This is a genomic window from Paenibacillus odorifer (assembly GCF_000758725.1).
GTDB classification, from domain to species: Bacteria; Bacillota; Bacilli; order Paenibacillales; family Paenibacillaceae; genus Paenibacillus_AQ; species Paenibacillus_AQ odorifer.
The window spans coordinates 2996339-3018839 of the sequence record NZ_CP009428.1; the positions used below are offsets into that span (position 1 = coordinate 2996339).

Annotated in this window: 27 protein-coding genes; 17 read left to right on the plus strand and 10 right to left on the minus strand. The window is 44.1% G+C overall.

Annotated features, from left to right (window positions below; all coding sequences use genetic code 11):
- Positions 1 to 373: 373 nt before the first annotated feature.
- The 3 genes from PODO_RS12885 (at position 374) to PODO_RS12895 (ending at position 3439) form a co-directional block, all read left to right on the plus strand.
- Positions 374 to 2329 carry a helix-turn-helix domain-containing protein gene (locus tag PODO_RS12885; RefSeq protein WP_038570559.1) on the plus strand — a complete coding sequence of 652 codons (1956 nt, stop codon included), beginning with the start codon at positions 374 to 376 and terminating at the stop codon, positions 2327 to 2329.
- A 257-nt stretch (positions 2330 to 2586) separates the two neighbouring features.
- Entirely contained in the window at positions 2587 to 2772 is a 186-nt protein-coding gene (locus PODO_RS12890) for a hypothetical protein (RefSeq protein WP_038570562.1), read from the plus strand.
- 208 nt (positions 2773 to 2980) lie between these two features.
- A complete protein-coding gene (locus tag PODO_RS12895) occupies positions 2981 to 3439 on the plus strand; it encodes a hypothetical protein (protein WP_038570565.1) in 459 nt (152 codons plus the stop codon).
- On the opposite strand, the gene PODO_RS12900 is transcribed toward PODO_RS12895, so the two are convergent.
- Positions 3440 to 3820, minus strand: a complete 381-nt coding sequence (locus PODO_RS12900; protein WP_036686425.1) for a hypothetical protein — start codon at positions 3818 to 3820, stop codon at positions 3440 to 3442. It abuts the gene before it with no gap.
- A gap of 84 nt (positions 3821 to 3904) precedes the next feature.
- Here PODO_RS12900 and PODO_RS12905 point away from each other — a divergent pair, with 84 nt between their 5' ends.
- Entirely contained in the window at positions 3905 to 4372 is a 468-nt protein-coding gene (locus tag PODO_RS12905; protein ID WP_038570569.1) for a hypothetical protein, read from the plus strand.
- Between the two features lie 375 nt (positions 4373 to 4747).
- On the opposite strand, the gene PODO_RS12910 is transcribed toward PODO_RS12905, so the two are convergent.
- Genes PODO_RS12910 through PODO_RS12920 form a run of 3 tightly spaced genes read right to left on the minus strand, consistent with a single transcriptional unit; the run spans position 4748 to position 6219 of the window.
- Positions 4748 to 5503: a class I SAM-dependent methyltransferase gene (locus PODO_RS12910; RefSeq protein WP_038570572.1), complete on the minus strand. Its 756-nt coding sequence runs from the start codon at positions 5501 to 5503 to the stop codon at positions 4748 to 4750.
- A 13-nt stretch (positions 5504 to 5516) separates the two neighbouring features.
- Positions 5517 to 5864 carry a cupin domain-containing protein gene (locus PODO_RS12915; protein WP_038570575.1) on the minus strand — a complete coding sequence of 116 codons (348 nt, stop codon included), beginning with the start codon at positions 5862 to 5864 and terminating at the stop codon, positions 5517 to 5519.
- A 16-nt stretch (positions 5865 to 5880) separates the two neighbouring features.
- Positions 5881 to 6219, minus strand: coding sequence for a cupin domain-containing protein (locus PODO_RS12920; RefSeq protein ID WP_036686432.1), 339 nt, complete (start codon positions 6217 to 6219; stop codon positions 5881 to 5883).
- Between the two features lie 172 nt (positions 6220 to 6391).
- Here PODO_RS12920 and PODO_RS12925 point away from each other — a divergent pair, with 172 nt between their 5' ends.
- Positions 6392 to 7084 carry a Crp/Fnr family transcriptional regulator gene (locus PODO_RS12925; RefSeq protein ID WP_036686434.1) on the plus strand — a complete coding sequence of 231 codons (693 nt, stop codon included), beginning with the start codon at positions 6392 to 6394 and terminating at the stop codon, positions 7082 to 7084.
- Between the two features lie 270 nt (positions 7085 to 7354).
- Here the strand turns inward: PODO_RS12925 and PODO_RS12930 are convergent, their stop codons facing one another.
- The 3 genes from PODO_RS12930 to PODO_RS12940 form a co-directional block, all read right to left on the minus strand.
- Positions 7355 to 7798 (minus strand): DoxX family protein, encoded by a 444-nt coding sequence (locus tag PODO_RS12930; RefSeq protein ID WP_235219534.1) that lies wholly within the window; start codon positions 7796 to 7798, stop codon positions 7355 to 7357.
- Between the two features lie 48 nt (positions 7799 to 7846).
- Entirely contained in the window at positions 7847 to 8683 is an 837-nt protein-coding gene (locus tag PODO_RS12935) for a sulfurtransferase (RefSeq protein ID WP_036686437.1), read from the minus strand.
- A gap of 101 nt (positions 8684 to 8784) precedes the next feature.
- Positions 8785 to 9156, minus strand: coding sequence for a hypothetical protein (locus PODO_RS12940; RefSeq protein ID WP_036686439.1), 372 nt, complete (start codon positions 9154 to 9156; stop codon positions 8785 to 8787).
- A gap of 195 nt (positions 9157 to 9351) precedes the next feature.
- On the opposite strand from PODO_RS12940, the gene PODO_RS12945 reads away from it, so the two are divergent.
- The 5 genes from PODO_RS12945 to PODO_RS12965 are packed head-to-tail and all read left to right on the plus strand — an operon-like array spanning position 9352 to position 12861.
- Positions 9352 to 10308, plus strand: coding sequence for an ABC transporter ATP-binding protein (locus tag PODO_RS12945; RefSeq protein ID WP_235219535.1), 957 nt, complete (start codon positions 9352 to 9354; stop codon positions 10306 to 10308).
- The gene (locus PODO_RS12950) at positions 10301 to 11047 is read left to right on the plus strand and encodes an ABC transporter permease (RefSeq protein ID WP_038570578.1); all 747 of its coding nucleotides are present in this window, start codon (positions 10301 to 10303) and stop codon (positions 11045 to 11047) included. Before PODO_RS12945 ends, PODO_RS12950 begins: the two co-directional genes overlap by 8 nt.
- Positions 11048 to 11049: 2 nt before the next feature.
- Entirely contained in the window at positions 11050 to 11424 is a 375-nt protein-coding gene (locus PODO_RS12955; RefSeq protein ID WP_036686443.1) for a GntR family transcriptional regulator, read from the plus strand.
- Between the two features lie 13 nt (positions 11425 to 11437).
- Entirely contained in the window at positions 11438 to 12139 is a 702-nt protein-coding gene (locus PODO_RS12960; protein WP_170914223.1) for an ABC transporter ATP-binding protein, read from the plus strand.
- Positions 12133 to 12861 (plus strand): hypothetical protein, encoded by a 729-nt coding sequence (locus PODO_RS12965; protein WP_036686447.1) that lies wholly within the window; start codon positions 12133 to 12135, stop codon positions 12859 to 12861. Before PODO_RS12960 ends, PODO_RS12965 begins: the two co-directional genes overlap by 7 nt.
- A gap of 111 nt (positions 12862 to 12972) precedes the next feature.
- Here PODO_RS12965 and PODO_RS12970 read toward each other — a convergent pair whose 3' ends face one another.
- Complete coding sequence (locus PODO_RS12970) at positions 12973 to 13353, minus strand: PilZ domain-containing protein (protein WP_038570581.1); 381 nt, start codon at positions 13351 to 13353, stop codon at positions 12973 to 12975.
- Positions 13354 to 13476: 123 nt separating this feature from the next.
- Here PODO_RS12970 and PODO_RS12975 point away from each other — a divergent pair, with 123 nt between their 5' ends.
- The gene (locus tag PODO_RS12975) at positions 13477 to 14085 is read left to right on the plus strand and encodes a pentapeptide repeat-containing protein (RefSeq protein ID WP_036686451.1); all 609 of its coding nucleotides are present in this window, start codon (positions 13477 to 13479) and stop codon (positions 14083 to 14085) included.
- Between the two features lie 441 nt (positions 14086 to 14526).
- Here PODO_RS12975 and PODO_RS12980 read toward each other — a convergent pair whose 3' ends face one another.
- Both PODO_RS12980 and PODO_RS12985 read right to left on the minus strand, forming a co-directional pair.
- On the minus strand, positions 14527 to 15582 hold the full coding sequence (locus PODO_RS12980) for an anthranilate phosphoribosyltransferase (RefSeq protein WP_038570583.1): 1056 nt from the start codon (positions 15580 to 15582) through the stop codon (positions 14527 to 14529).
- Positions 15583 to 15591: 9 nt separating this feature from the next.
- Positions 15592 to 16188, minus strand: coding sequence for an ANTAR domain-containing response regulator (locus tag PODO_RS12985; RefSeq protein ID WP_036686455.1), 597 nt, complete (start codon positions 16186 to 16188; stop codon positions 15592 to 15594).
- Between the two features lie 280 nt (positions 16189 to 16468).
- Between PODO_RS12985 and nirB the strand changes: the two genes are divergently transcribed.
- From nirB to PODO_RS13015, 6 genes are all read left to right on the plus strand, one after another.
- Positions 16469 to 18898, plus strand: a complete 2430-nt coding sequence (gene nirB, locus PODO_RS12990; RefSeq protein ID WP_038570585.1) for a nitrite reductase large subunit NirB — start codon at positions 16469 to 16471, stop codon at positions 18896 to 18898.
- 9 nt (positions 18899 to 18907) lie between these two features.
- A complete protein-coding gene (gene nirD / locus PODO_RS12995; protein ID WP_036686460.1) occupies positions 18908 to 19228 on the plus strand; it encodes a nitrite reductase small subunit NirD in 321 nt (106 codons plus the stop codon).
- Positions 19229 to 19256: 28 nt separating this feature from the next.
- Positions 19257 to 20132, plus strand: coding sequence for a formate/nitrite transporter family protein (locus PODO_RS13000; RefSeq protein ID WP_038570586.1), 876 nt, complete (start codon positions 19257 to 19259; stop codon positions 20130 to 20132).
- Positions 20129 to 20896, plus strand: coding sequence for a uroporphyrinogen-III C-methyltransferase (gene cobA / locus PODO_RS13005; protein WP_038570588.1), 768 nt, complete (start codon positions 20129 to 20131; stop codon positions 20894 to 20896). The genes PODO_RS13000 and cobA overlap by 4 nt, the downstream gene beginning before the upstream one ends.
- A 437-nt stretch (positions 20897 to 21333) precedes the next feature.
- Entirely contained in the window at positions 21334 to 22143 is an 810-nt protein-coding gene (locus PODO_RS13010) for a glycoside hydrolase family 73 protein (RefSeq protein WP_038570590.1), read from the plus strand.
- Positions 22144 to 22163: 20 nt separating this feature from the next.
- The gene (locus PODO_RS13015) at positions 22164 to 22448 is read left to right on the plus strand and encodes a holin (protein WP_036686468.1); all 285 of its coding nucleotides are present in this window, start codon (positions 22164 to 22166) and stop codon (positions 22446 to 22448) included.
- Positions 22449 to 22501 lie beyond the last annotated feature (53 nt).

Consider the following 22501-nt stretch of genomic DNA (forward strand, 5'->3'; position numbering starts at 1 on the left):
TACCATCTCCCCCAAGTTGTCTCTGAGCAAATAGCTCATAAGAACATATCGGAAGATTGTGAGATTTTCGAAATAGTAATTTTGAGAATAAAAAAATTAAATTAAAATGGATAACGCACAGGATAAACCCTTGACTGGTGCGGGATTTCAAGATGGTGGGGGGCGAGGGAGATCTTAACAATTAGTCTGTTGACTTGGCACATTGAAGTTACCGATTAGAGGCGAATTGTTATTTTTTTAGATGATGCTTAACTGCTTTTTTCGGACTTCTTGTTTGTATATTGCTTCCAGCTCTTGCGGTTGATAATGATTATCAATTATACTTCCGATAGGAAGGAGGCGAGTAAAGATTTTAAATACTGATGATAATTTGATGCTCTGGGATTATGCACATATCCGGCTGGTTGATATTCGCCATATGTGGTTTAAGGCCGGCGACAAGCTGACCTCCTATAGGTTCCCGGCTGCAGGTTTTTTATATATGGTTCGCGGCAACGCAGGTTTTCGGCTCAATGGAAATAAACATGCTGCAGAACGTTTTCATATCCTACACAGCGGAAAGGGAGGGCAACTGGATATTGATTGGGTCAGGGAGGAAATGGAGTTTTATTTTATTTTCTATAAAGCTTCGCTTTCGCTAACGTCCGGATCAGGTGTACGTAGACTTTTTGAAAGAAACAGTCCTTTTCAAAAACAATATGAATTTGCTCCGGATGCTCCAGTGGTTTTACTGTCTCAAGTAAAGGAGATGCACCGAAAATGGCTGGACTCAAGTTCACTTGAACGGATTCAGATCAAAGCAATGCTTTATCAATTTGTCTACGAAGTTGAGCGGCAGAGACAGGCATATGGAGTCTATCCCGTCAAGCCGGATCTGGTGGAGCAAGCCGTTCGATACATACGGGAATATTACAGTCAGCCTATTACCTTATCCTCTATTGCAGAGCAGCTTAATTATAGTGTGACCTATGTGGCGAAGCGGTTCAAAAGCAAGACGGGTACCAGTCTGATTGATTTTCTTATTCGGACGCGAATAGATAAGGCGCAGGAACTGCTGCTAAATACCGATGCATCATTGCAGGAGGTTGCCGCCGGAGTGGGGTACACGGACCTGTCCTATTTCATCCGTATTTTCAAGAAAACAACCGGTGTGACTCCGGGTAATTTTAAGTCATTGGCCCAAGACTCTGCCAAAGGATCAGATCGTCCTAAAATCAGGCTAAGATTGTCTAATGCAGGATGGGCTGAGCCAAGTTATATTGATAATGATCATGATAATCATTATCAATATAGAGGAAAAGGGGATTTACTGATGGTTAGAAATACAAAAATGTCAATGGGAGCAGCGATGCTGTTATGTCTGGTTTTAATGCTTAGTGCTTGCTCTTCAGGGAACAGTCCTGTTAATTCTGCGAATGCTGGCCCTAGTCCGGTATCCTCTGTGCAAACAGAGACAAGTCCACCGGACTCAGCCACCAATTCAAAATCTACAAGAGTATATAAAGACAGTCAGGGGCATGAGGTTGATATTCCAGAGCGTCCACAGCGGATTGTGCTGCAGGGTAATTCGATCGGTGACCTGCTGGCACTCGGGATTCAGCCGGTCGGTGTCGACCGCCGGTTTATTGAAGAATCAGTCTATTTGGACAAGGAGACAACCCCGGCACAGGATATCGGATTTCCTACAAATCTGGAACTTGTTTTGGATCTGGAACCGGATTTAACAATGCTAGGTTATGTGATGGACAAACAATATGAAGAAGTGTCCAAAATATCACCTACTGTTGTATTTGACCAGAGTAAACCCTTGTCTGAGCGTCTGCCTGTCATTGGTGAGATAGTGGGTAAAAAGGCTGAAGCAGAGCAACTGTTGTCCGAATATAATCGCAAGGCCGAGAATATGTGGAGCGGATTGCGTCAGGAAGGCAAACTTGCCGAAGGAGAAACAGCGGTAGTGCTGATTTATTATTGGAACAAGACAATGTATTTGATGAAAACTGGTGGCATTCCTGCACTGCTGTATCAGCCGCAGGGCTACAAAATGTCAGAAGCAGTGAAGGAAATTGAGCCGGCAGAAGGCGCGCCTTATATTGAGGTCTCACCTGAGCTAATGCATAAGATGCTTATTGGTGACCATTTGTTTGTCATTTATCCGGCCAATGCTGATGCGGAAAATTCCTTTAATGATTTAATGAAAACTGCGTTGTGGAGCTCGCTCCCTGCTGTTAAGAGCGGAAAAGTTACTTTTGTGGAGACCAAATGGAATTATGACGATATGCTGACCAGCAGCATGCTGCTGGATGAGTTCCCTAAACTGCTGGCTAAATAAATGAGATCTCAGGTTAACCCTTGACGTGAAGTTTAATGACCGTTTTGAATGAGAGAAGTAAGATTCAACAAAGAAGCAGTGAAGTAACTCGCTGCTTCTTTGTTTTGCTTATAAAGTAGAGGGTGTTGAATATAGGAAAGTAATCGGCTCATTGATTTTTGTTGATTAGCTAGACGCTAAGAGTAGCATCGATTAATCTGAAGAAGTGGAATGCGGGTTATGCTTGAATCGTGGACACAGATAAACGGAGGCTGACTATGACTTACTCACAGATTTGGAACAACTCAGGAAATGAAGCCGATATTCTCTATTTGGAACAGCAGATTGAAACCGTTAAAAAAGAAATAAAACGAGCAGAAGCTGCAGAGCTTCAGGAAATATTGGATCAAGCGAATCGTAAGCTGGCTGAACTGGAAGCGAAGCTGGACGAGCTAGAGTATTAGGGGCAAGACGTCCATCGTACCACCCATAGAGTGGCTTTTCTGCGCTAGTTTAGGAACAAAACAGCTTGGGGGCTGACTTGACTTAAGTATTTCCTTCTGACCCCTGGCTCGTGTGCTATGTAGAAGTTAAAATAAGCAGATTTGCACCGATGTCTTTATAGTTTTATAATTGTAGCTTACAGAATCGTATTACTGGGAGGAATGGGAAATGGATAAAAATAGAAAATACATGCTTGTCGGTGCGCTTCTGACAGGGGGAGGTGTCTCTTTGATGGCCTATACAGCAAGCCGCTATACTTCGTTTAAACGAATCGTAGCCAATACCATCCGATTGGAAGAAATCGCCTCTCTAGAAATCTCGCGATTGTCTTCAGTTCCCGGTGAAAAGAAAGACATCATTATTACTGATCCTGCTGTTATTGAGCGGATCTTTACTGATTTCTCTCATGTTCAATTAATGAAATCGGCCCGAAATGTCAGTTCTGACAAAAAATTCAGCTATTATATTACGATAGTTCAGGCTGATCGCAAGCAACGATTTGATATTATTCTAAAAAGCAGACAGCATATGATCATCTATGACAATGATTTAAGCAATCCTCACTTGAATGCATATAAAATTATCAGTCCTTATAATCCGCAAGCACTGGAACAGGTTTTTGACTGATTATATAGAAGTGCGCAATGAAGTAATATCGTAGCCCATTTCCTGCATAGCATCCAATCCATATATGATTTCTATTGTCCGGGTGCCGTCCCAGCCTTTAGCCGTTCCATATTCGATCCATTCGCGGATACGCTGTGGATGGTTTAGATTATAGACAACATCAAACCCTTTTTTATGGTTTTGCAGCAGATAGCCTGTATTCAGCGGACATCCGGCAATCGGATCATCCCATGTTAGGATTTGGATGCGTAGCGGATGGAGCTTTACATTTTTATGATAAACCTTTAATTCAAGCAGACTCCGTTTGTCATGGATTCGCATGCCCAGTATGTAGCTGTATTCCAGTCCCCTGAGCGTGATAGAACGCAGCTTTTTTTTCATAATAATCGCCTCTCATCCCAATAATTTTGTTATCATAGCAAGCATAGGGATATTTTTCAAGCAATCAACAGGGAGGATGTTCATATGAAGTATGAATTTGGGATCATGGCATCCATTACAGAATTGGTGGAGTACCCGGATGAGCAGAATGATGCCTACATTGCGCACCCGAATTTTCAGATCATCATGGATCAATTGGGCATTACAGTACCCGTTGCGGAGATTTATGAACATTTTTTTGCCAACCCTGTTCACAACGGACATGTGCTTGTTTACAGTAATCCAGTGCAGCCAAACGCTTGTATTGTCCTCGACACTTACCGTGATCCGCTGGACCAGCTAGATATGATTTATTTCGGATGGCGCTGTTCGTCCGAGATAGACTTGATCCGCGAGCTGTCCCGGCGTTTTTATGATGAATGTGAATTTGCGGTCCGTTATGAAGAAGGTCAATCCGTACTTTACAAGTTGTTGAAGGAGGATGCCTATCCGCGAAAATTTTACTACAATACCGTGTTTGAGCAGCAGTTGAAGCGATACCCGGCAAAATAGGCGATAGAAATACATAACCGAATAACTTAGCAAAAAAGCGCGAGTTCAGGGCAGTGCTACCCGGGCTCGCGTTTTCTATATACTTGATTTTGAAATGTTCTGCTTCATTCAGGCAATTACTGCGCCGTCAGCAGCTGCTCCAGAATTTCGGAGGGAGCAGCGGATTTGGGCGAACTTTCATTTTTTTGTTGCGAACAGGCACTTAACACAGCAAACTGAGACACAAGGCATAAACAGATTTAGCTTTCATCGTGAGTTCCTTTCAAGCGGTTATTTTGACTTCTAGAAGGTAATATCGATGAATTATATTGATAATCATTCTCAACGTCAGCGGAAATAAAAACCTATCATAAGACATGATAGGCCTGCGCACAACTATTGTTTGCTGCTGCAAACGGCAATATAATTCAGATCTTTACCCGTCGTATTAAAAAAGGTATACATCTTTTTGAACTGTTCCCGGTTCTCTTTCTTGAGCCCGTTTTTCACAATACGCAGCGCCCCGATAACCCCTTCATCACGAATGAGTCCATTGATACTCATCAAGGACATGGGACCGGTAGCATTGTCTACTTGTTTAAAGCCTGCGGAGTGGAACAATCCCGCCCAATGCCCAACAGACAGTGGCTCGACATTGATGTGAATGGTGCGGCGCAGCTCGGCCAGATGTTCTTCCGTATTTTCCTTGGCAAAGGTAATATCATGGGTAAGCAGAATGCCGCCAGGTTTCAGTACCCGATAGTATTCGGCGACTGCCTTTTCCTTCGCAGGCTGGTTAAGCATCGTGAGCATGGCTTCATTAATGACAACGTCAAAGCTCTCATTCTCAAAAGGTAGCTTCAGTGCATTTCCTTGCCGGACACGGATATAGTTTTCCAAGTTGGCATTTTTGATATTTCGGTTTGCTTTTTCCAGCGCCCGCGGGTCCATATCAATACCGGTAATTTGACAGTGATATTTACCGGCCAGTTGAATGGAGGTGGTGCACATATTGCAGGCTACCTCCAATACCTGGTTGTCCGTACTCAGATTGGCTTGCTGGATCAGCCAGTTGGTTGCTGCAACGCCGCCGGGCCGCAAACGTTTTTTTCCCAGCCGCGCCAAAAAATTATGGCCTACTTCCTTTTTCATCGCATTCACCCCATTACTTATCCGGCTTGACTACAACCAGAAGCATCTGAAACGCCACTGTTGCGTGTAGGGCATGCGGAATATTGGCCGGCATAACGAGGGTCTCCCCGGCATGAACAGTGTACTTGTCTTCTCCAATTGTAATTTCCGCTTGCCCGGACAAAATGTTGACCATGGCATCACCCGGGGAAGAATGTCCCCCAATCGACGAGCCTTTGTCCAGCGAAAGAAGGGTCATTGCCAGATTTGGCCGCTGTACAAGGGTCAGACTGGAAACCTGCTGTTCCTCTATTGTGATGATGTCCTTCAAATCAATGACTGCGGATTGCGGCAGTTTTTTAATGAATAAACCTGTTTCCATTTTGAATACCTCCGTTTTATATACTAATTTGCAGAAATTTGCAGCTGCTGCGGGCGGAATAATCATGCCAAGTGCCCGCTGGGACGATAACGGATGCGCCGGCTGTCAATTGATAGGGCTCTTCCGCCACCAGCAGATGAAGCTCGCCTTCCAGCACATGGATGATTTTAGATTTGGGGGAGGTCTCTGAACTGATGGTCTCCTCCTGATCCATGGCATACAATACCCATTCCGGTTGTGCCGCTGTTTCGGCTGCAGATACGGGCAATGCCAGCACTCGGCTCGCAATCCGGTGTGGCTTAACGCTGATCATATCTGTTAAAAAAAATACCTTGCCTGCTGTAATTCCACTCATACGATCCCCCCTGTTCAAAGTACAGCATTTTGTTTATTTCCAAATTGCTTGATTGAATGATTCCTGCAATTTGATATAATGAGAATGACCAATGAGAATTATTCTCATTTATTTTATTGTAGCAGAGTATTTATCATGACTCTGTTGCCATGGCAACAGGAGGCTGAGAAAATTGCAGAAATATCTGAGCAGGATACAGAGCACTATTTTGTTTAAGGGGTTCGCGGAGCGGGAGGTGCAGCAAGCGCTGAGCTGTTTGCAGGGCACAATCAAGGATTTTGCGCGGAAGGAGGTTATTTTTAGAAAAGACGATATTCTGGATTCGGCGGGCATTATTATCCATGGCAATGTTCTGCTGTGCAAAGATAATATCTCAGGCATGAGATTTATTTTCTCGGAGCTCGGGGATGGGGAAATCTTTGGCGAAACGGCGCTTCGCCTTGTCCAAGAACACAGCGGCTATGAAGCGGTGGCGGGTTCGGAATGCCGGATTCTGTTTGTCAAAATAAATAAAATTGTCCGGCCCGGCCAGGACACTTGCCATTTAAGGGGCCGGATCATTGAGAATATGCTGGCCCTGCTGCTTGAGAACAACCGGTCCATCTATCAAAAGCTGGATCTGGTCTCCCACAAATCGCTGCGGGACCGTATTCTGCATTATTTAGCCCTCCAGACCAAAAAAAACAATTCCGCCTGTTTTGAAATTCCGTTTACCCGCAGCGACCTGGCTGATTATTTGACTGTTGACCGCAGCGCCTTGTCCAGAGAGCTGCAGCGGATGGCGCAGGACGGGCTGATCCGGTTTAATCGAAATCAATTTGAGCTGTTGGACGCGGAGAATCAGCTGCGGATCAGCGATTTTTAGAATAATTCCTCCAAACCTTGAAAAGAGTACGCAGCTAGAAAATGCACTAGAAAAGTATTTGACCGATCTAAACAGCATAAAAGAGGTAGTTGAAGTTAGTTAACTGTTGACTTGAGTTTTGATTTGTTGATTTTAGCTATCTATCGGAGTTACTCATAAATACAAGAGCCCGCGTCGGACGCGGGCTTTTGTATGTTACTCTCCTCCAGTAGCCACCGGGTTCTCCTCATATGAAATCCAATTACTCCGACTACCCGCATACAACTTCCTTTATAGTCTTCCAATTGCCACGATCAACGCCAGAACTACAAAAAAGATATTTACGCCGAGCTCCCGGTACTCTTTTCGCCCAATATGAAACAGCATCCCGAGCAGTGCAACCGCAGCCAAAGCGATCGCGGCGATCAGCGTTAGCAACGGAGCTATGTTCAGTGCCCACGGCAAAACAAGGCCCAGCGCTCCGAGTAGCTCCGCGATTCCGATCAGAACAACTAGTCTTTTCGGCACATCATTTACCCAGGCCCATGTCTTTTTTGACGACTCAATACGAACGGTTTTCATCCATCCCGAATATACGAAGCCTGCCGCCAATACGATATGTACGATGCTGTACGGTGAAGAAGACGAAGCAGAGGCAAACGTATCCGACCTTCGGAAAATCGATTTCTTGCCGTAAACGTTTCGGTATATAGCGCAAGCTAAAAAAGCCCGCAAAGATTGCGGGCTTTTCCTTTTCTTAAATATACAAATAAAAACGAACGCTTAACCCTCTCCCGTAGCCACCGGATTCTCCTCATATGAAATCCAATCACTCCAGCTTCCCGCATACAGCTTAACATTCTTGTACCCGGCTTTGCCTAGCGCGAGCACATTAGGGCAAGCACTTACACCTGAACCGCAGTACACAATAACCTCTTGCTCAGGATCAATTCCTTCATAATGCTCTTTCAGCACCTCAGTTGATTTCCAGCGCCCTTGCTCATCGAGAACATCCTTCCAGAACTTATTGATCGCCCCAGGAATATGACCTGCCTTCGGATCAATCGGTTCTTCCAAACCTTCATAGCGACGGGACTCGCGGGAATCAATCAATAGTGCGCCACCGGCGTTAACTACATTTTGCACATCTTCCATGCTAGCAAGCATCTTCTTCTGAACATCTGCTTCATACTGGCTAGGAATCCGAACCGCTTGATGATCACTGACGGGGAAGGATGCTTTTTTCCAAGCAGAGTAGCCTTCATCCATTACAAACACACGTTCATGCCCCAAATATTTAAGCATCCACCACAGACGGGAAGCGTAGGCACCACCTTGATCATCATAAGCAACAACAATACTATCTCTGTTAATACCAACCTTACTAAGTGCGGCAGTTAGCTTTGAAATTTCTGGCAGTGGGTGGCGTCCCCCGTGTGAGCTTACAGGAGCGGAGAGTTGTTCTTCCAGATGTAGATAAACTGCGCCGGGAATATGATCTTCTGTATAGGCTTTACGTCCAGCTTCCGGGTCAGTAAGTAAAAAACGGCAATCAACTATAACAAGTTCAGGCTCGTATAACCGAGCAAGCAGCCATCGAGTAGAAACGATCGGTTCCATAAAGTAGCCTTCTTTCCTGTTTAATATGTATGGAGACATTATAGCGGAAAATAAAAGAGGGCGCACCTTAAGCTTATGGCTTAAACTGCGTCCTCTAAAAATTAGATCAAACGATATCCCGAAGGCAAGTTACCGCTGCTGCGGATATTACGGATTTGTTCGAGGGTTAAGCGTTGGTTAGTAGAAATAATGGACTCCACGTCATTACCTGAAATGAAATCATCCAGATCCCTAATGTTGCGGTTCCCGCGAAGTACACGGAAGTTCCCTCTAAACCGTGTTCTAGTGAAAAGTACCAGTGTAGCATTGCTGCTAGTAGAGAAGAACCGAAGGCTCTCAATACCATCGAGGATGTTGTCCGTATTACGAATACCCAGGTTGCCAGTATATATTCTACGGCGTCCATTGAAGTTTTCTTCATCGTACACGGTCAAGCGAGGGTAAGTCTGCGATACATGAACTTCTTTTTTCATTTGTAATTCCTCCTTTGTTATCTAATCTATGTTCATATAAATTTTTTGCTTGGCTAATAGTCTAATAGAAAGCCCTTATTTGCATTAACTTATCATTTTGGGCTTTACTTCAATAACATATTAGTGTACTATTCAACTATAACACTGACACAATAAAACGAATGAACAATACATTAGTTGGCAGGGAGGATCCGCATGAAACAGGGGAGTGGTGTAGAGATGAAAGATTCAGTCGTTCTGCAAATGAATGAGGTAAGTAAGATTATCAAAGGAAGACCGATTGTGGATAAGCTGACATTTGATATCCGTAAGGGTGAAATTGTTGGGTTGTTAGGTCCAAACGGTGCAGGTAAGACCACAACGATTCGAATGATGACGGGTTTAATACGGATGAGTGAAGGCGATGTGATTATCCAAGGTCACAGTGTAAGGAATGATTTTAAGCAGGCGATTGGCCATATCGGTGCGATAATTGAGAATCCAGAGTTTTATCCGTATATGACTGGACTTGATAATCTGAAGCAGTACCAAAGAATGACGGATAATATTGAGGCTGGCAGAATAGATGAGGTTGTAGAACTGGTAGGACTTCAAGAAGCGATGAATAAAAAAGTAAAGGCTTATTCGCTGGGCATGCGCCAACGTCTAGGGATTGCTCAGGCGCTACTCAATCGGCCCAAGTTATTGATTTTAGATGAGCCTACGAACGGACTTGATCCGGCTGGAATACGGGAAATGCGTGATTATATGCGTACCATCGCCGAAGTGGAAGGCATCTCTATTCTAATTTCCAGCCACTTGCTCACTGAAATTGAACAAATATGCCATCGGGCTATCGTAATCCAGAATGGTAAGCTGGTAACCGTAACTGCGATTGGTGAAGAGCAGGAAGCAACCGCACAAGTAAAGCTAACCATCCGTGTAGGATCGGTTGAAGCGGCGATAAACCTCTTGGAGCGTTTAGATTATGCGGAATTGGCCTCCATGGACAGCGCTCGTTCTGAAGTGATAGTAAGTCTGCTTGATAGCAGAGTACCGGAGCTTGTATCTGCTTTTAGTGATGAAGGTGTGGGAATTTTCCGGATTACGGAGAATAAACAGAGTCTTGAGGAAGATTTCTTGAAATGGACAGGAGGAAACCGCATTGCGTAACTTCAATAATCTTATTGTTAATGAATGGCTCAAGATTTCAAAGAAACGCACATTTATTGTGCCATATGTGATATTAATTCTATTATCCCTGCTATTAGGTTATATTGTTCATTCTGTTTCACCTGACATGTTTGAATCAGCTTATGATTTTTCAGCTATGATGCTGCTTTCCCAAGGGATTGGCCAAGTGATTACAATTCTTGCGATCATCGGAACAGCAGGTATTGTCTCAAAAGAGTATAGTCAAGGAACCATTAAGTTCCTGCTTATCCGCGCCAGAAGCCGTACAGCAATCCTCGCATCCAAATATGTGGTTGTACTGTTGTATGCTTTGACTTTGACCGTCATCGGAGGCATAGCCGTTTTTGGAACAGGAGCTTTGTGGTTTGGACTAAGTGGTGGAGAAGCGGGTATGAGTGAGATGCTTACAAACCTATTGTATAATCTCGTTAGTACGGTTGTGTATGGAACACTTGCTTTTATGCTGGGGGTATTAACCACTTCAACTGGGGTAACGATTGGGGCTACTATGTTTGCGCTAATGATAGACAAATTGATTATTTCTCGTGATTTTTACAAATATGTTCTGTTTCCTAACTTAAATTTAGCTGCTTATGAAGGTGGAGGAGCACCTATGCCTGGAATGACGCTGACCTTTTCCATCGTGATGCTTGCCTTATACACAGTTGTCTTTCTTCTCATAGGTTTCTCCGTCTTTAGACGAAGGGATGTTGCTTAATCATGACAATCGAATTCGATAACAACCTGCCGATTTATATCCAGATCATGAATTACATCAAAGGTGAAATCGTCACAGGCAAGCTGAAACCGGGTGATAAAATTCTCTCGGTACGAGAACTTGCCAGTGAACTGCAGATTAATCCGAATACGGTGCAAAGAACTTTTCAGGAACTGGAGCGTGAAGAAATCGTGGAAACCCGGCGTGGAATGGGAAGATACGTCACAAGTAATGAAGGTACTATCCTGACTATCAAAAAAGAAATGGCAAAAGATGTGCTGGATCGTTTCATTCGTGGTATGCAGGATCTTGGCTTTCAAGGCGAAGATATTTTAGCGGCGGTGGCGGAGAATATCCGCAATAAGGATGGAGAATAGGGGGATACGCAAGTTGGAAAATATACTTGAGGTTCATGAAGTTACAAAAAAATATAGTTCCAAGCATGCCCTCCGCGAGGTATCCTTTAATCTGAGTGCGGGTAAGATCACGGGACTGTTAGGCAGTAACGGCAGCGGCAAAAGTACACTTATGAAAATCATCGCCGGGCTGTCACAGCCTACGACCGGTCGTGTATCGGTCATTGGGGGTTCTGTAGGAACAGAAAGTAAAGCGGTGGTATCGTTTATGCCTGATAAGCCGCTTACAGAATCTTGGATGAGTGTTTCTGATGCTCTAAAGTTCCAAACTGACTTCTATCCTGATTTTGATCTGACTAAAGCCTCGCGAATGTTGGAGTTTATGAAGCTAAGTCCGCAAGATAAGGTAAAGGATCTGTCCAAAGGGATGAATGAACGTTTACAGCTTACACTTGCTCTATCACGCCGAGCTAGCCTTTATTTGTTGGATGAACCCATTGGTGGTGTGGATCCGGTAGCTAGAACAAAAATTCTTAATGCATTGGTAGAGTTTTATGAAGAGGATAGTACCATTCTCTTATCAACCCATTTAGTATCGGATATTGAGCGGATCTTTGATGATGTGATTTTTATAAAAGAGGGAGAAATTGTGATGCATACGGCGGTAGAGGATATCCGGCTTCGCCAAGGCAAAAGCATAGATGAACTGTTCAGAGAGGTGTACGCAGAATGCTAAAGCTAGTGAAGTACGATTTTAGACGAGATAGGGATAAGTTCCTTGCTGTTTTTGTAATCATAATTCTGGCGCAGATCGGGTTGGGGTTCACTAAATTACATGACTATGAAAGGTTTATTTTGAACGGATTAACTTATGTCATCGCAGGGCTGATCTTTCTTGTCATGGCAGCACGAACCTTTTTTAACAATATAAATTCCTATAATCGTCGCCTATTGCCCGTAAGAACCCTGAACACAGTCCTTTCTCCGTTAGTACTTTTTTTAGCTCTGCTGCTGGGTATTATTTTAATAGCTTTGATGCATTTAGGCGTGTATCTCTCGATGTATTCCACATTAGTTCTTCCAGAGAATTTCTGGACAGTGGGATTGTTAGTTCTTTTGCAGGCATATTGGTTTGCCGGTTATATCATGCTTACCTTGATGGTCTCCATTACGGTTGCGCGAAGTATGAAATTTAAGGGGCGAGTATGGATTGGGCTGGCCACTGCGTATTTGTTACAGAATGGAATATCCTATTTGGAATATTTGATTTTCAATAGTAACTTCACTGCTTGGGAAAGTGTATTCCAGTTCGAGGTCATAGCTGAGACCGATACCCGAAGTGGGATACAGCTTACACAGGGTCATTTGAATCTAGCTCCTCTTCTATTTGAAGCGGTGATAGCAGTTCTCCTTATAGCAGTCATCATCAAGCTCGTTAAAAAAAGAGTGGACGCCTAACCACATGGCGGAATAGTTTTTAGAACGGAGGCAGAGCGATTTAGCTTTGTCTTCGTTTTTGTGCAAAAAAAAGACGTCCTTCTAAGTGAAGGGCATCTGTTATGGTAAGTTCTACAGACCTTCAACCCGAAGGGTGGCGGTCCATGTCTCAAGCTCTCTTATTAGGTGGTCTTCCTCATTTTCGTCCAAGCGGAATTTAACTCCATATTGATATTGGCCAAGTCCAAACATCCAACCCCAACGGGCGCTGCATAAGAGCTGAAGCTTCTCTTCATTTAATCGAAGATGAATAATAAGCCTGGTATCTCTTGCCGTGAATCGAAGATTCAAAGGGGTGCGTACTTTACAACCCGAACGGCTAAGATCGAGTAATACAGCCTCTGTTAACTTTCCAGCACCTGGACCGGAATTGTTAAGCGGAACTTCAATCCAGCATTCAAGCGGATGGTTCATAACATAACGGAATGGTTCTTTCCTGCTGGACACATCCATAATTTACCTCCCCATTGTTTATTTGCTATTATATCGAAAGGGAATGTTGAGAACAATCTACTAAAGTGCTATTTTTAATTAAGAATTAATTTTTTTAATACTGATGAAGGTGATGAGACTTATATGTACCAATACCTTAATGAAACGTTCCGTAATCACAATTTTGACCAAGGAAGCTTGCAGGATGGTGAGTTAAATAACTGCACATTCGAGCAATGCTCCTTCAAAGGCACTTCTATGGAAGAGATGAACTCTATTGGCTGTCGATTTATTGATTGTGATTTTACAGGAGCCATGCTTAATGCGTCTCACCATAAAGGTTCAGCTTTTACCAATTGTAAATTTACGGGAGCGAACCTGTTTGTATCTAAATTTGAAGATTGCAAGATGGTAGGATCGGATTTCTCAAACGCTTATTTGGACGGAATCTCGCTGCTTGGAGGGGACTGGTCGTACACGAACCTTAGACATACCAATCTAAGCAGACAGGATCTGCGGGGGATTCGATTTACAGAAGCGGATTTAATGGGCTGTAATTTGCAAAAAAGTGACTTGCGTGGAGCGGATTTGAGCCGTGTACAATTGTCTCAATGCAAGCTTAAGGGAGCGGATATGCGGGAAGCGATTGTTGAAGGCATTGATTTAAAGAGTCTGGATCTACAGGGAGTGCGGATGGATATGGAACAGGCGGTACTCTTGGCACGTTCATTTGGGGCAAAAGTAGGGAATTAGTAAATAGGGGCATCAGTTGCTAGTACTTTAGCGATGGGTGCTCTTTTTAATTGAATTTGAAGGATTTCATCAGGAAAGATGCCTAAAGACCTCCGCTAGCAAACCAATGCTTAGAGCGGAGGTGGTGGCAAACGCAGATTATTATAATTAACTCACTGCTGAACCTATGTATTATTGCATATGAAATATTATGCGTTAACGTAACCGTTTTCTGGGTTTTGCCCACCATTTGATCCATAAGAATCCATCATCATCACGAAAAAACTTTATACCTACCCAGCGTAAGGGTGTCCATACTTCTTTAAAATAATATGAAGGCATAGTCTGTTAGACCCTCCTATATAGTAAATTATTACTATATATTACGCTAATTCTACGGGATTCACAAGCTAGATTTACTAATAATTACATATTGTCCGGGTAAAATGAGGTGAAAATGCATTATGCAGGACCTAAGGCACCGCTTGTGCTACCGAGAAGTGCACCCCTCCATTTCACATATACGCTCCAAGCTTCACCATTATCCAATAAGCTTTTGCAGGTATACAGCCCTTCCTCGATAGAGTTGACCTTTCCAGCTAGATGTAATCTTGCTGCACCGTTCAGCAGAGTTTGATTATAGAAAGCCATGTGACCGCCGCCCTGTAGAACTGCCTCAGCTGTCATTAGCTGTTGATGTGGTGTCCAATGGACTTCAGGAACAATTGTATCCAAACCAAATCCTTCCGGATCAATAATATCAAGTGCCGCCACACCGTTCTCGACAGTGTAAACGCGGGTAGGTCGGTCGATGAAAAGATCCTCGGAGCCTTCCACCCCTTGGACAATTAACGCCTTTTGATAACCAAGCTTTATGAGTAATCTAGATAATCGGTCAAAGACTGTATTATGGTATATCCCGAAGATAATAAAAGGAGAGCAGGCGTAGTCAATCAGCTTCTCGGCGGTGTTGAATAAGGTTCTCATACCAATTTCCTCACGGATGCTGCGAAGGTCGCCTAGAGGAGGGCACCATTCTTCAGCATCGGCAAATAGTACATTACTCTTGTTAGCAGCTGCAATGGCTTTTGTACGTTCTAGCGCAGTTTTCTCAATCCCAGATTGATAGATGATATCTTGTAAAGTGATTCCCCATTTAGGAGGCAGAGAAGCAGTACCGTGTAGTGTGACTGGCAGTCCGGCCGCGGACAATAGAAATGCAGTGGGAAAAGTTGCGATGAATGAGGATTTTCTACCATCATAGGGTCCGGCGCAATCAAGACCTTCCGCAAAAAGGGGTTCGCGATGCGCATATTTACGTAAAACGTAGACGAAAGCTTCAAGTTCTTCTACGCTTTCTAGCTTAATCCGCTCAGCAGCCAGAAAGGCTCCAATCTGAGCAGGAGATGCTGTTCGTCCGAGTATAGATTCTGCGGCATATGTAGACTCTTCATAATTTAAATCTCGGGCGCCTCTTTTGCCTCGGGCGACTTCTTTTAAAATGTTGATCATAGGTATATTCCCCCCTTAGGTTTGATCTTGCAGTAATTGATAGACTCTAACGATTGAAGTAGCTACATCAACCATACGTTTACGTTCATTCATTGCTTGTTTACGGAGAAGATCATAAGCTTCAGATTCGGAAATATTCTTGACCTTGGACAGGATACCTTTAGCCATATCAATCCATTTCCGTTCTTCGATTCGAGCATGCAGCTGTTCTCGCTCTTTACGCCATTGTTGTCTTTCGAAACATTGCTTGGCACTGAAATGAAGGATCCAATGGATCTCCTGTGAGAGCATGGAAGGCGATAATACACCATCCACCATGATATTATCTTCACATGCAGCAAGTGAAAGTGTGGCTGTTTCGTCAGTACACCACCAAAGGATTGGTGCAATCTTATGACTCATTAGTAAAGTACCCCAGCTATTGATCTCTGTGATGGGTAAATGGAGTATGGAAGCATCAGCGTCTTTGATCCGTGCCACAGCTTCTTCTTGTGTAACGGCTACTGTGACAATATATCCGGAGGAACGGAGAATGGCATCCGTTTTACTATTTGAGCGCTCGGCTGTGTCCTTCTCTGTCGTGCTATTCTGAATAATCAACAGGGAATGCATAGTTCGACGCCCTTTCTTAATCGTTATGTTATTTTATATAACACAGAAACGATGGGTTGTCGACGAATTTAAGATTTTTAAATTTTATATGTCATAATTGTTGACGTTCTCTGATTCCTGTTGTATAGTCGGTTTAACAAATTAATCATTCACGAATACAACGGTGTATTCGACTGAAGCGGCAATGGTGCCTGCTTTCACTTATCGCAATGGAAATGTAAGTTTCCGTGTGGAGTGGAGCGGGCTTTTTGGGTTTTCCAAACGGAGAGGAGAGATATAGATGATAGCTGCGCGCAAGAAACTGGTGTTAGTCGGCAATGGAATGGCGGGGGTTCGTACGATTGAACATTTGCTCAAATTAAATCCTGAGGGGTATGAGATTACCATCTTTGGTTCGGAACCTTATCCTAACTATAACCGGATCATGTTATCTTCCGTTCTTGCTGGTGGAGCGAATATGAGTGAGATCATCATCAATGATCTGGAGTGGTATCACAGCCAAGGTATTAAGTTGTATATGGGACATACGGTGACTTCAATAGACAGTGAGAGTCGAAAGGTATATTCCGATAAGGGGATCACTGCCGAATACGATGAGTTAATCCTAGCTACAGGATCGAATCCCTTTATGTTGCCTATACCGGGTGCGGATAAAGAAGGGGTCATTGCTTTTCGTGATATTAAGGATTGCCAGATCATGCAGGAGACTGCAGGATCTTATAAAAAGGCGATTGTCATCGGTGCAGGCCTGCTAGGGCTGGAAGCGGCTAGAGGTCTGTTACATCTGGGAATGGAAGTCACTGTAGTGCATATCCACGATTATATTATGGAGCGCCAGCTGGACGAAGCTGCATCAGTAATGCTCAGAAGAGAGCTGGAAGCGCAAGGAATGAGATTTCTGCTCCATAAGCAGTCCGAGGGGATTTTAGGTAAGAAGAGAGTAAGAGGTTTACTATTCACAGATGGTAGCACAGCCGATGCGGATCTTATTGTCATGGCAGTTGGGATTAAACCAAATGTTGAATTGGCAAAGAAAAGTGGTGTGCAGATCAACCGCGGAATTATCGTAAATGATTATATGGAGACGAATATCCCCGGTATCTTTGCTCTGGGGGAATGTGCCGAGCACCGAGGAATCGCTTATGGTCTGGTAGCTCCTTTATATGAACAAGGTGCCGTATTAGCAAAAAGGCTGGCTGGAGTTAAGGTTGAAGGATACATGGGTTCTGTAACTTCTACCAAGCTGAAAGTATCTGGTGTTGATGTATTCTCAGCAGGACAATTCACCGAGCCGGACGGATCCAGGGCGCTGCGATATCAGGATGAAATAGAAGGAGTCTACAAAAAGCTAGTTATACAAGATGACATGTTAATCGGGGCAGTACTATTTGGTGATACCAGCGACGGTGCTCACTTGTTCTCGATAATTAAGAATAAAGAAAATATTAGTGGAAGAGAAAAGGAACTGTTATTAGGAATCTCAGCGGATGTGTTCTCATCGACGCAAGGGAATCGGTTGGAAGTTATGCCGGAAGATGAAATCATTTGTGGATGTAATGGTGTTTCGAAGGGGACTATTGCTGAAGCGATTGAGTCTGGAGGCTGTACCAGCGTAGGGCAAATTAAGGCGTGCACCAAAGCATCCGCTTCCTGTGGGGGCTGTAAACCACTTGTAGAAGGGTTATTGCAACTCTATGCAGGTGATGCGGTCACCGTAGTTAAAGAAGGAATATGTGGCTGTACAACGCTGAACCGTGATGAAATTGTTTCTGAGATAAAAAGAATGAAGCTAATGACAGTTAAAGAAGTGATGAATGTTCTGGAGTGGAGTCAGGAGGAAGGTTGTGCGAAATGCCGCCCGTCGCTGAACTATTATCTGGGCATGTTGTGGCCTGAGGAATATATAGACGAGAAAGAGTCTCGTTATACAAACGAGCGATATCACGCCAACATTCAGAAGGACGGGACTTACTCTGTGGTTCCGCGAATCTATGGGGGGGTAACTTCACCTGCAGAATTGAAGAAGATTGCAGAGGTTGCCGAGAAATTTGCTGTTCCTATGGTGAAGTTTACTGGAGGACAAAGACTAGATTTGCTTGGCGTTAAGAAGGAAGACTTGCCTAAGATGTGGGAGGAGCTTGATATGCCTTCCGGGCATGCTTATGGCAAAACGTTACGTACAGTGAAGACCTGTGTGGGGTCTACCTTCTGCCGATTTGGCACTCAGGATGCGATCAGTATGGGGATTACACTGGAAAAACAATTCGAACGCCTGAATACGCCGGGTAAAGTGAAACTTGCAGTTTCCGGATGCCCTCGTAATTGTGCGGAAGCGACGATTAAAGATTTTGGTGTTGTGGCGATAGATGGTGGATGGGAACTGCATATTGGTGGGAATGGAGGGGTACATGTGCGGGCCACGGATCTTCTATGTGTGGTGAAGACTGAAGAAGAGGTAGTCGAATGGGCAAGTGCGTTCTTACAATATTACCGTGAGCAGGCCGGCTGGAATGAGAGAACTGCACACTGGGTCGAACGAGTAGGGGTAGACAATATAAAGAAAGCTCTTGAAAGTCAGGAGGAGCGCTTGGCGCTCAAAGAACGAATTGAGACAGTGCTGGGGCTCACTACTGATCCTTGGAAACAAATTGTGAATGAGCCAGAACTACGTAAGAATTTCGAAGCTATTGCACAAATAGAGAGTGTTTAAAGGGGGCTAATGATGACTATAACCAAAATGCTCGTTGGTAAAGTAACTGATATTGATACAAGGGGTTCACGAACTTTTAGGGTCAATGACATGGAGATCGCGTTATTTCGACTTTCAGATGGTGAGGTTCTTGCGGTAGAGAATAAATGTCCTCATAAAGGTGGCGCATTATCCGAAGGGATGGTATGTGGTACGAAGGTTCACTGTCCTCTGCACGACTGGAAGATTGACCTGCATAGTGGAGTTGCTATGGAGCCGGATAAAGGCTGTGTTGTTACATTTGATGTAGAAATTGATCCTAATAGTGGTTCGATCTATGTAACCATTTAAAGAAAAGACCGTTGAAGGGGGATTAATCATGGATTATATCAAACCACGTGAAGTGCTGAACGCTATGATTGAAAGCGGCAAGAACAAAGCAGAGTTATCTATCCTGCAGTTATTGGTGAGAGGTAGTCTGGGTGGAGCGATTCTGGCTTGTGCTACTACACTTGCATTTACAGCTGCGGCGCAGACCGGGATTCCTATGGTAGGAGCTATTATTTTTCCGGTAGGGTTCGTAATGATTATTCTACTTGGTCTAGAGCTAGTGACAGGCAGTTTTGCGCTGATCCCTCTGGCGGTTCTGGAAAAGAAGACAACAACGAAGCGGATGTTGAACAACTATTTATGGGTTATATTCGGACATCTGCTCGGTTGTGCGGTATACGCTGTTCTTTATGGCCTTACGATTACAAAAATGGGCACAGATATGAGTCATCCAATGATTCAAACCCTCATTAATACAAGTGAGGCCAAGACCATTGCCTATAAAAATATGGGTGGAGACGGAATGCTGTTAGTTATTATTAAAGCCATGCTCTGTAACTGGATGGTTACCTTAGGGGCTGTTATGGCTATGACTTCGAGCTCTACCTCCGGTAAAATCATTGCCATGTGGCTGCCAATCCTAACTTTTTTTGGACAGGGGTTTGAGCACACCGTCGTAAATATGTTCGTGATCCCTGCAGGGATGATGCTGGGAGCGAGTGTTAGCTTTGGTGACTGGTGGTTATGGAACGGCATTCCTGTTCTCCTTGGAAATTTTATTGGAGGTGTTATGTTTACTGGAATTCTATTCTATCTCTCTCAAAAAAGTTTCAAGGGCAGTCGCTTAACTCCTGCGTCTGATGTATCGACGGGTCGCGGAGATTCTGTTGTGCTGGAACAGGTTGTGTTGGAGAAAACGATATGAAGCCGGGATGCGTAGCTATAGTTGGAGCGGGACCGGGAGATCCAGAACTTATAACGATAAAAGCGATGCGGCGAATCCAAGAAGCAGACGTTATTTTATATGATCGCTTGGTAAATGAAGAATTGCTTAACTATGCCAAAGCCGGAGTAGTAGTAATCTATTGTGGTAAATCTCCAGGCCAGCATTCAATGTCACAGGAGAAAATTAACGGGCTGCTCATTCAATATGCTAGCGAAGGCCGTAGAGTCGTCCGACTCAAGGGTGGAGACCCCTTCGTATTCGGCAGAGGCGGGGAAGAAGCACTGGCTGTCGTGCAAGCTGGTATTCCTTATGAAGTCATTCCGGGTATAACTTCCGCAATCGGTGTAGCCGCTTCCGCTGGAATTCCCCTGACACATCGTGGTATTGCAGCGTCTTTTGCCGTCGTCACGGGTAGTCGCTGCCCTGAGCATGTTGCCCCTATACAATGGAACCGGTTAGCACATAGTGTAGATACTCTTGTTATTTATATGGGAGTTAGTCAATTAAGCCATATTCGTGAACAACTCTTAATACACGGAAAAGATGCCCAAACACCGATTGCGTTGATTGAGAATGGTACATTTGCTTGCCAACGAACAGTGACAGGCACGCTGGAGAATATCGATAAGCTGGCAGTGGCCACAAAGATTAAAAATCCTGCTCTTATTATAGTAGGGGAAGTTGTGAAGGTGAGAGAGCAGCTGATACATTTACAGGGATTAGTGAGATCGGAAATTAGCTAAACACGGGAAAAGTGTTCGATCACAGTGGATAGCAGATGTCGATGTCATGAAAAGATAAAGGAGCAGCGGTTCTCCAATAATAGGAGAACCGCTGCTCCTTTTTTAGAGCGTTGTTTGGCTGTTTTTACACCGCCGAGTCATATTCAGTCTGCTTAAGCTTAAGGACCCGGATGACGTTATTAGCATGTATTTAACCATTTGAGCATGGTTTCGGACCCCAGTGACACTATTCCATATGAAGAGCTTGATATTGAGTGATTTTGGTGCCAATTGCGGCTATGGAGTCCGTTAACATTCCAAATGTGAGCTAATGCTGCGTATAAGGTCAGCTGAGTCCTATAGCGGAAACGAATCTAGTAAAAACACAATGTTAGTAGGGGATAAGCACAGTCATTTTATGATGCCTCGCATTTAATAAATGGAGAGGATGTGATGAGATGACAGAAGGCGAGTTTATAGCGAAGATTGCAAATTTTGCTGTAAAGGACATGCAGCTCACTAAGGTTCCCGCTTCGTTAACCATTGCTCAAGCGGCTCTGGAGTCAGGCTGGGGCAGCAGTGGATTGACTGTGAAAGCGAATAATTTGTTTGGGATCAAAGGAAGTGGACCTGCTGGCAGCATTACTGTACAAACTACTGAATATATTAACGGTAAAGCTGTTAAAGTTAATGCCCCTTTTCGAGCCTACAACAACTGGGGAGAATCTATCGCGGATCACTCCGAATTGATTGTGAATGGAGTCTCATGGAATCGCAACCTTTACAGCAAGGTTCTCGGTGCGAGTGGCAAGGCGGCCGCACAAGAGATTGCCGCAGCTGGCTACGCTACTGATCCGAACTATGCAGCTAAGCTGATTCAAATTATGAATACCTATAATCTGTATCAATATGACGACAAATCCATGGGAGGAGATGATGAGATGTCCGCAGAGGATAAGCAAAAGCTTGTTAGTCTAGAATCGGAAGTAAAGGAACTGCGTGCCCTTATTGCAGTTCTTACAGCTAGCAGGGATACGCTGAAAACAGGTGTGCAAGAACAGGGGCAGTCGATCACTAAGCTTACAGATCGGGTGGCATTAATTGAAAATCGAGCAGTCATGAATGTCCCTGCATGGGCTGAGGCGGCTGTGAAAACAGCGACTGCGGCAGGACTTCTCGATACTCCATCGGGTGGCAGTTACGATTTCTATCGCATATTAACGGTGCTGAACCGTGCAGGTTTACTTGTAACAGAAAGTAAAAAATGAAATAAGGAGGATTAAAAAACATGTATAACGATGCTCTCAACAGTGTGCTTGCCTTTGCTTCAGTCCTAGCTGTTTTTGTAATGGCACTAGTACAACTTGTGAAGAATAGCATTGAACTTCCGCGGAACATTGTGCCAGTTGTGGGGTTGGGTATTGGCTTGCTGGTTGGAGCAGTTGCCTATCCGTTCACTGATATGAATCTGATTCTGCGACTCTGGGCGGGGGGGCTTGCGGGACTATCAGCGACCGGGTTGTTTGAACTGGCGTTTAATAAAAGGGATGGGACGAAAAAAGATGATAAATAGATTTTGCCTATGAGTTTTATAAAACAATCGTTTTACACTGGTAATGTGGCTAT

What these genes read in the sequence shown, in the direction of transcription:
- PODO_RS12890 (WP_038570562.1), top strand. Translation starts at nt 2,587, where the DNA reads ATGACTTACTCACAGATTTGGAACAACTCAGGAAATGAAGCCGATATT.
- PODO_RS13000 (WP_038570586.1), top strand. Translation starts at nt 19,257, where the DNA reads ATGGATTATATCAAACCACGTGAAGTGCTGAACGCTATGATTGAAAGC.
- nirB (WP_038570585.1), top strand. Translation starts at nt 16,469, where the DNA reads ATGATAGCTGCGCGCAAGAAACTGGTGTTAGTCGGCAATGGAATGGCG.
- PODO_RS12975 (WP_036686451.1), top strand. Translation starts at nt 13,477, where the DNA reads ATGTACCAATACCTTAATGAAACGTTCCGTAATCACAATTTTGACCAA.
- PODO_RS12955 (WP_036686443.1), top strand. Translation starts at nt 11,050, where the DNA reads ATGACAATCGAATTCGATAACAACCTGCCGATTTATATCCAGATCATG.
- PODO_RS12895 (WP_038570565.1), top strand. Translation starts at nt 2,981, where the DNA reads ATGGATAAAAATAGAAAATACATGCTTGTCGGTGCGCTTCTGACAGGG.
- PODO_RS12935 (WP_036686437.1), bottom strand. Translation starts at nt 8,683, where the DNA reads ATGGAACCGATCGTTTCTACTCGATGGCTGCTTGCTCGGTTATACGAG.
- PODO_RS12900 (WP_036686425.1), bottom strand. Translation starts at nt 3,820, where the DNA reads ATGAAAAAAAAGCTGCGTTCTATCACGCTCAGGGGACTGGAATACAGC.
- PODO_RS13015 (WP_036686468.1), top strand. Translation starts at nt 22,164, where the DNA reads ATGTATAACGATGCTCTCAACAGTGTGCTTGCCTTTGCTTCAGTCCTA.
- PODO_RS12940 (WP_036686439.1), bottom strand. Translation starts at nt 9,156, where the DNA reads ATGAAAAAAGAAGTTCATGTATCGCAGACTTACCCTCGCTTGACCGTG.
- PODO_RS12915 (WP_038570575.1), bottom strand. Translation starts at nt 5,864, where the DNA reads ATGGAAACAGGTTTATTCATTAAAAAACTGCCGCAATCCGCAGTCATT.
- PODO_RS12965 (WP_036686447.1), top strand. Translation starts at nt 12,133, where the DNA reads ATGCTAAAGCTAGTGAAGTACGATTTTAGACGAGATAGGGATAAGTTC.
- PODO_RS12985 (WP_036686455.1), bottom strand. Translation starts at nt 16,188, where the DNA reads ATGCATTCCCTGTTGATTATTCAGAATAGCACGACAGAGAAGGACACA.
- cobA (WP_038570588.1), top strand. Translation starts at nt 20,129, where the DNA reads ATGAAGCCGGGATGCGTAGCTATAGTTGGAGCGGGACCGGGAGATCCA.
- PODO_RS13010 (WP_038570590.1), top strand. Translation starts at nt 21,334, where the DNA reads ATGACAGAAGGCGAGTTTATAGCGAAGATTGCAAATTTTGCTGTAAAG.
- PODO_RS12970 (WP_038570581.1), bottom strand. Translation starts at nt 13,353, where the DNA reads ATGGATGTGTCCAGCAGGAAAGAACCATTCCGTTATGTTATGAACCAT.
- PODO_RS12885 (WP_038570559.1), top strand. Translation starts at nt 374, where the DNA reads ATGCTCTGGGATTATGCACATATCCGGCTGGTTGATATTCGCCATATG.
- PODO_RS12910 (WP_038570572.1), bottom strand. Translation starts at nt 5,503, where the DNA reads ATGAAAAAGGAAGTAGGCCATAATTTTTTGGCGCGGCTGGGAAAAAAA.
- nirD (WP_036686460.1), top strand. Translation starts at nt 18,908, where the DNA reads ATGATGACTATAACCAAAATGCTCGTTGGTAAAGTAACTGATATTGAT.
- PODO_RS12945 (WP_235219535.1), top strand. Translation starts at nt 9,352, where the DNA reads ATGAAACAGGGGAGTGGTGTAGAGATGAAAGATTCAGTCGTTCTGCAA.
- PODO_RS12905 (WP_038570569.1), top strand. Translation starts at nt 3,905, where the DNA reads ATGAAGTATGAATTTGGGATCATGGCATCCATTACAGAATTGGTGGAG.
- PODO_RS12920 (WP_036686432.1), bottom strand. Translation starts at nt 6,219, where the DNA reads ATGAGTGGAATTACAGCAGGCAAGGTATTTTTTTTAACAGATATGATC.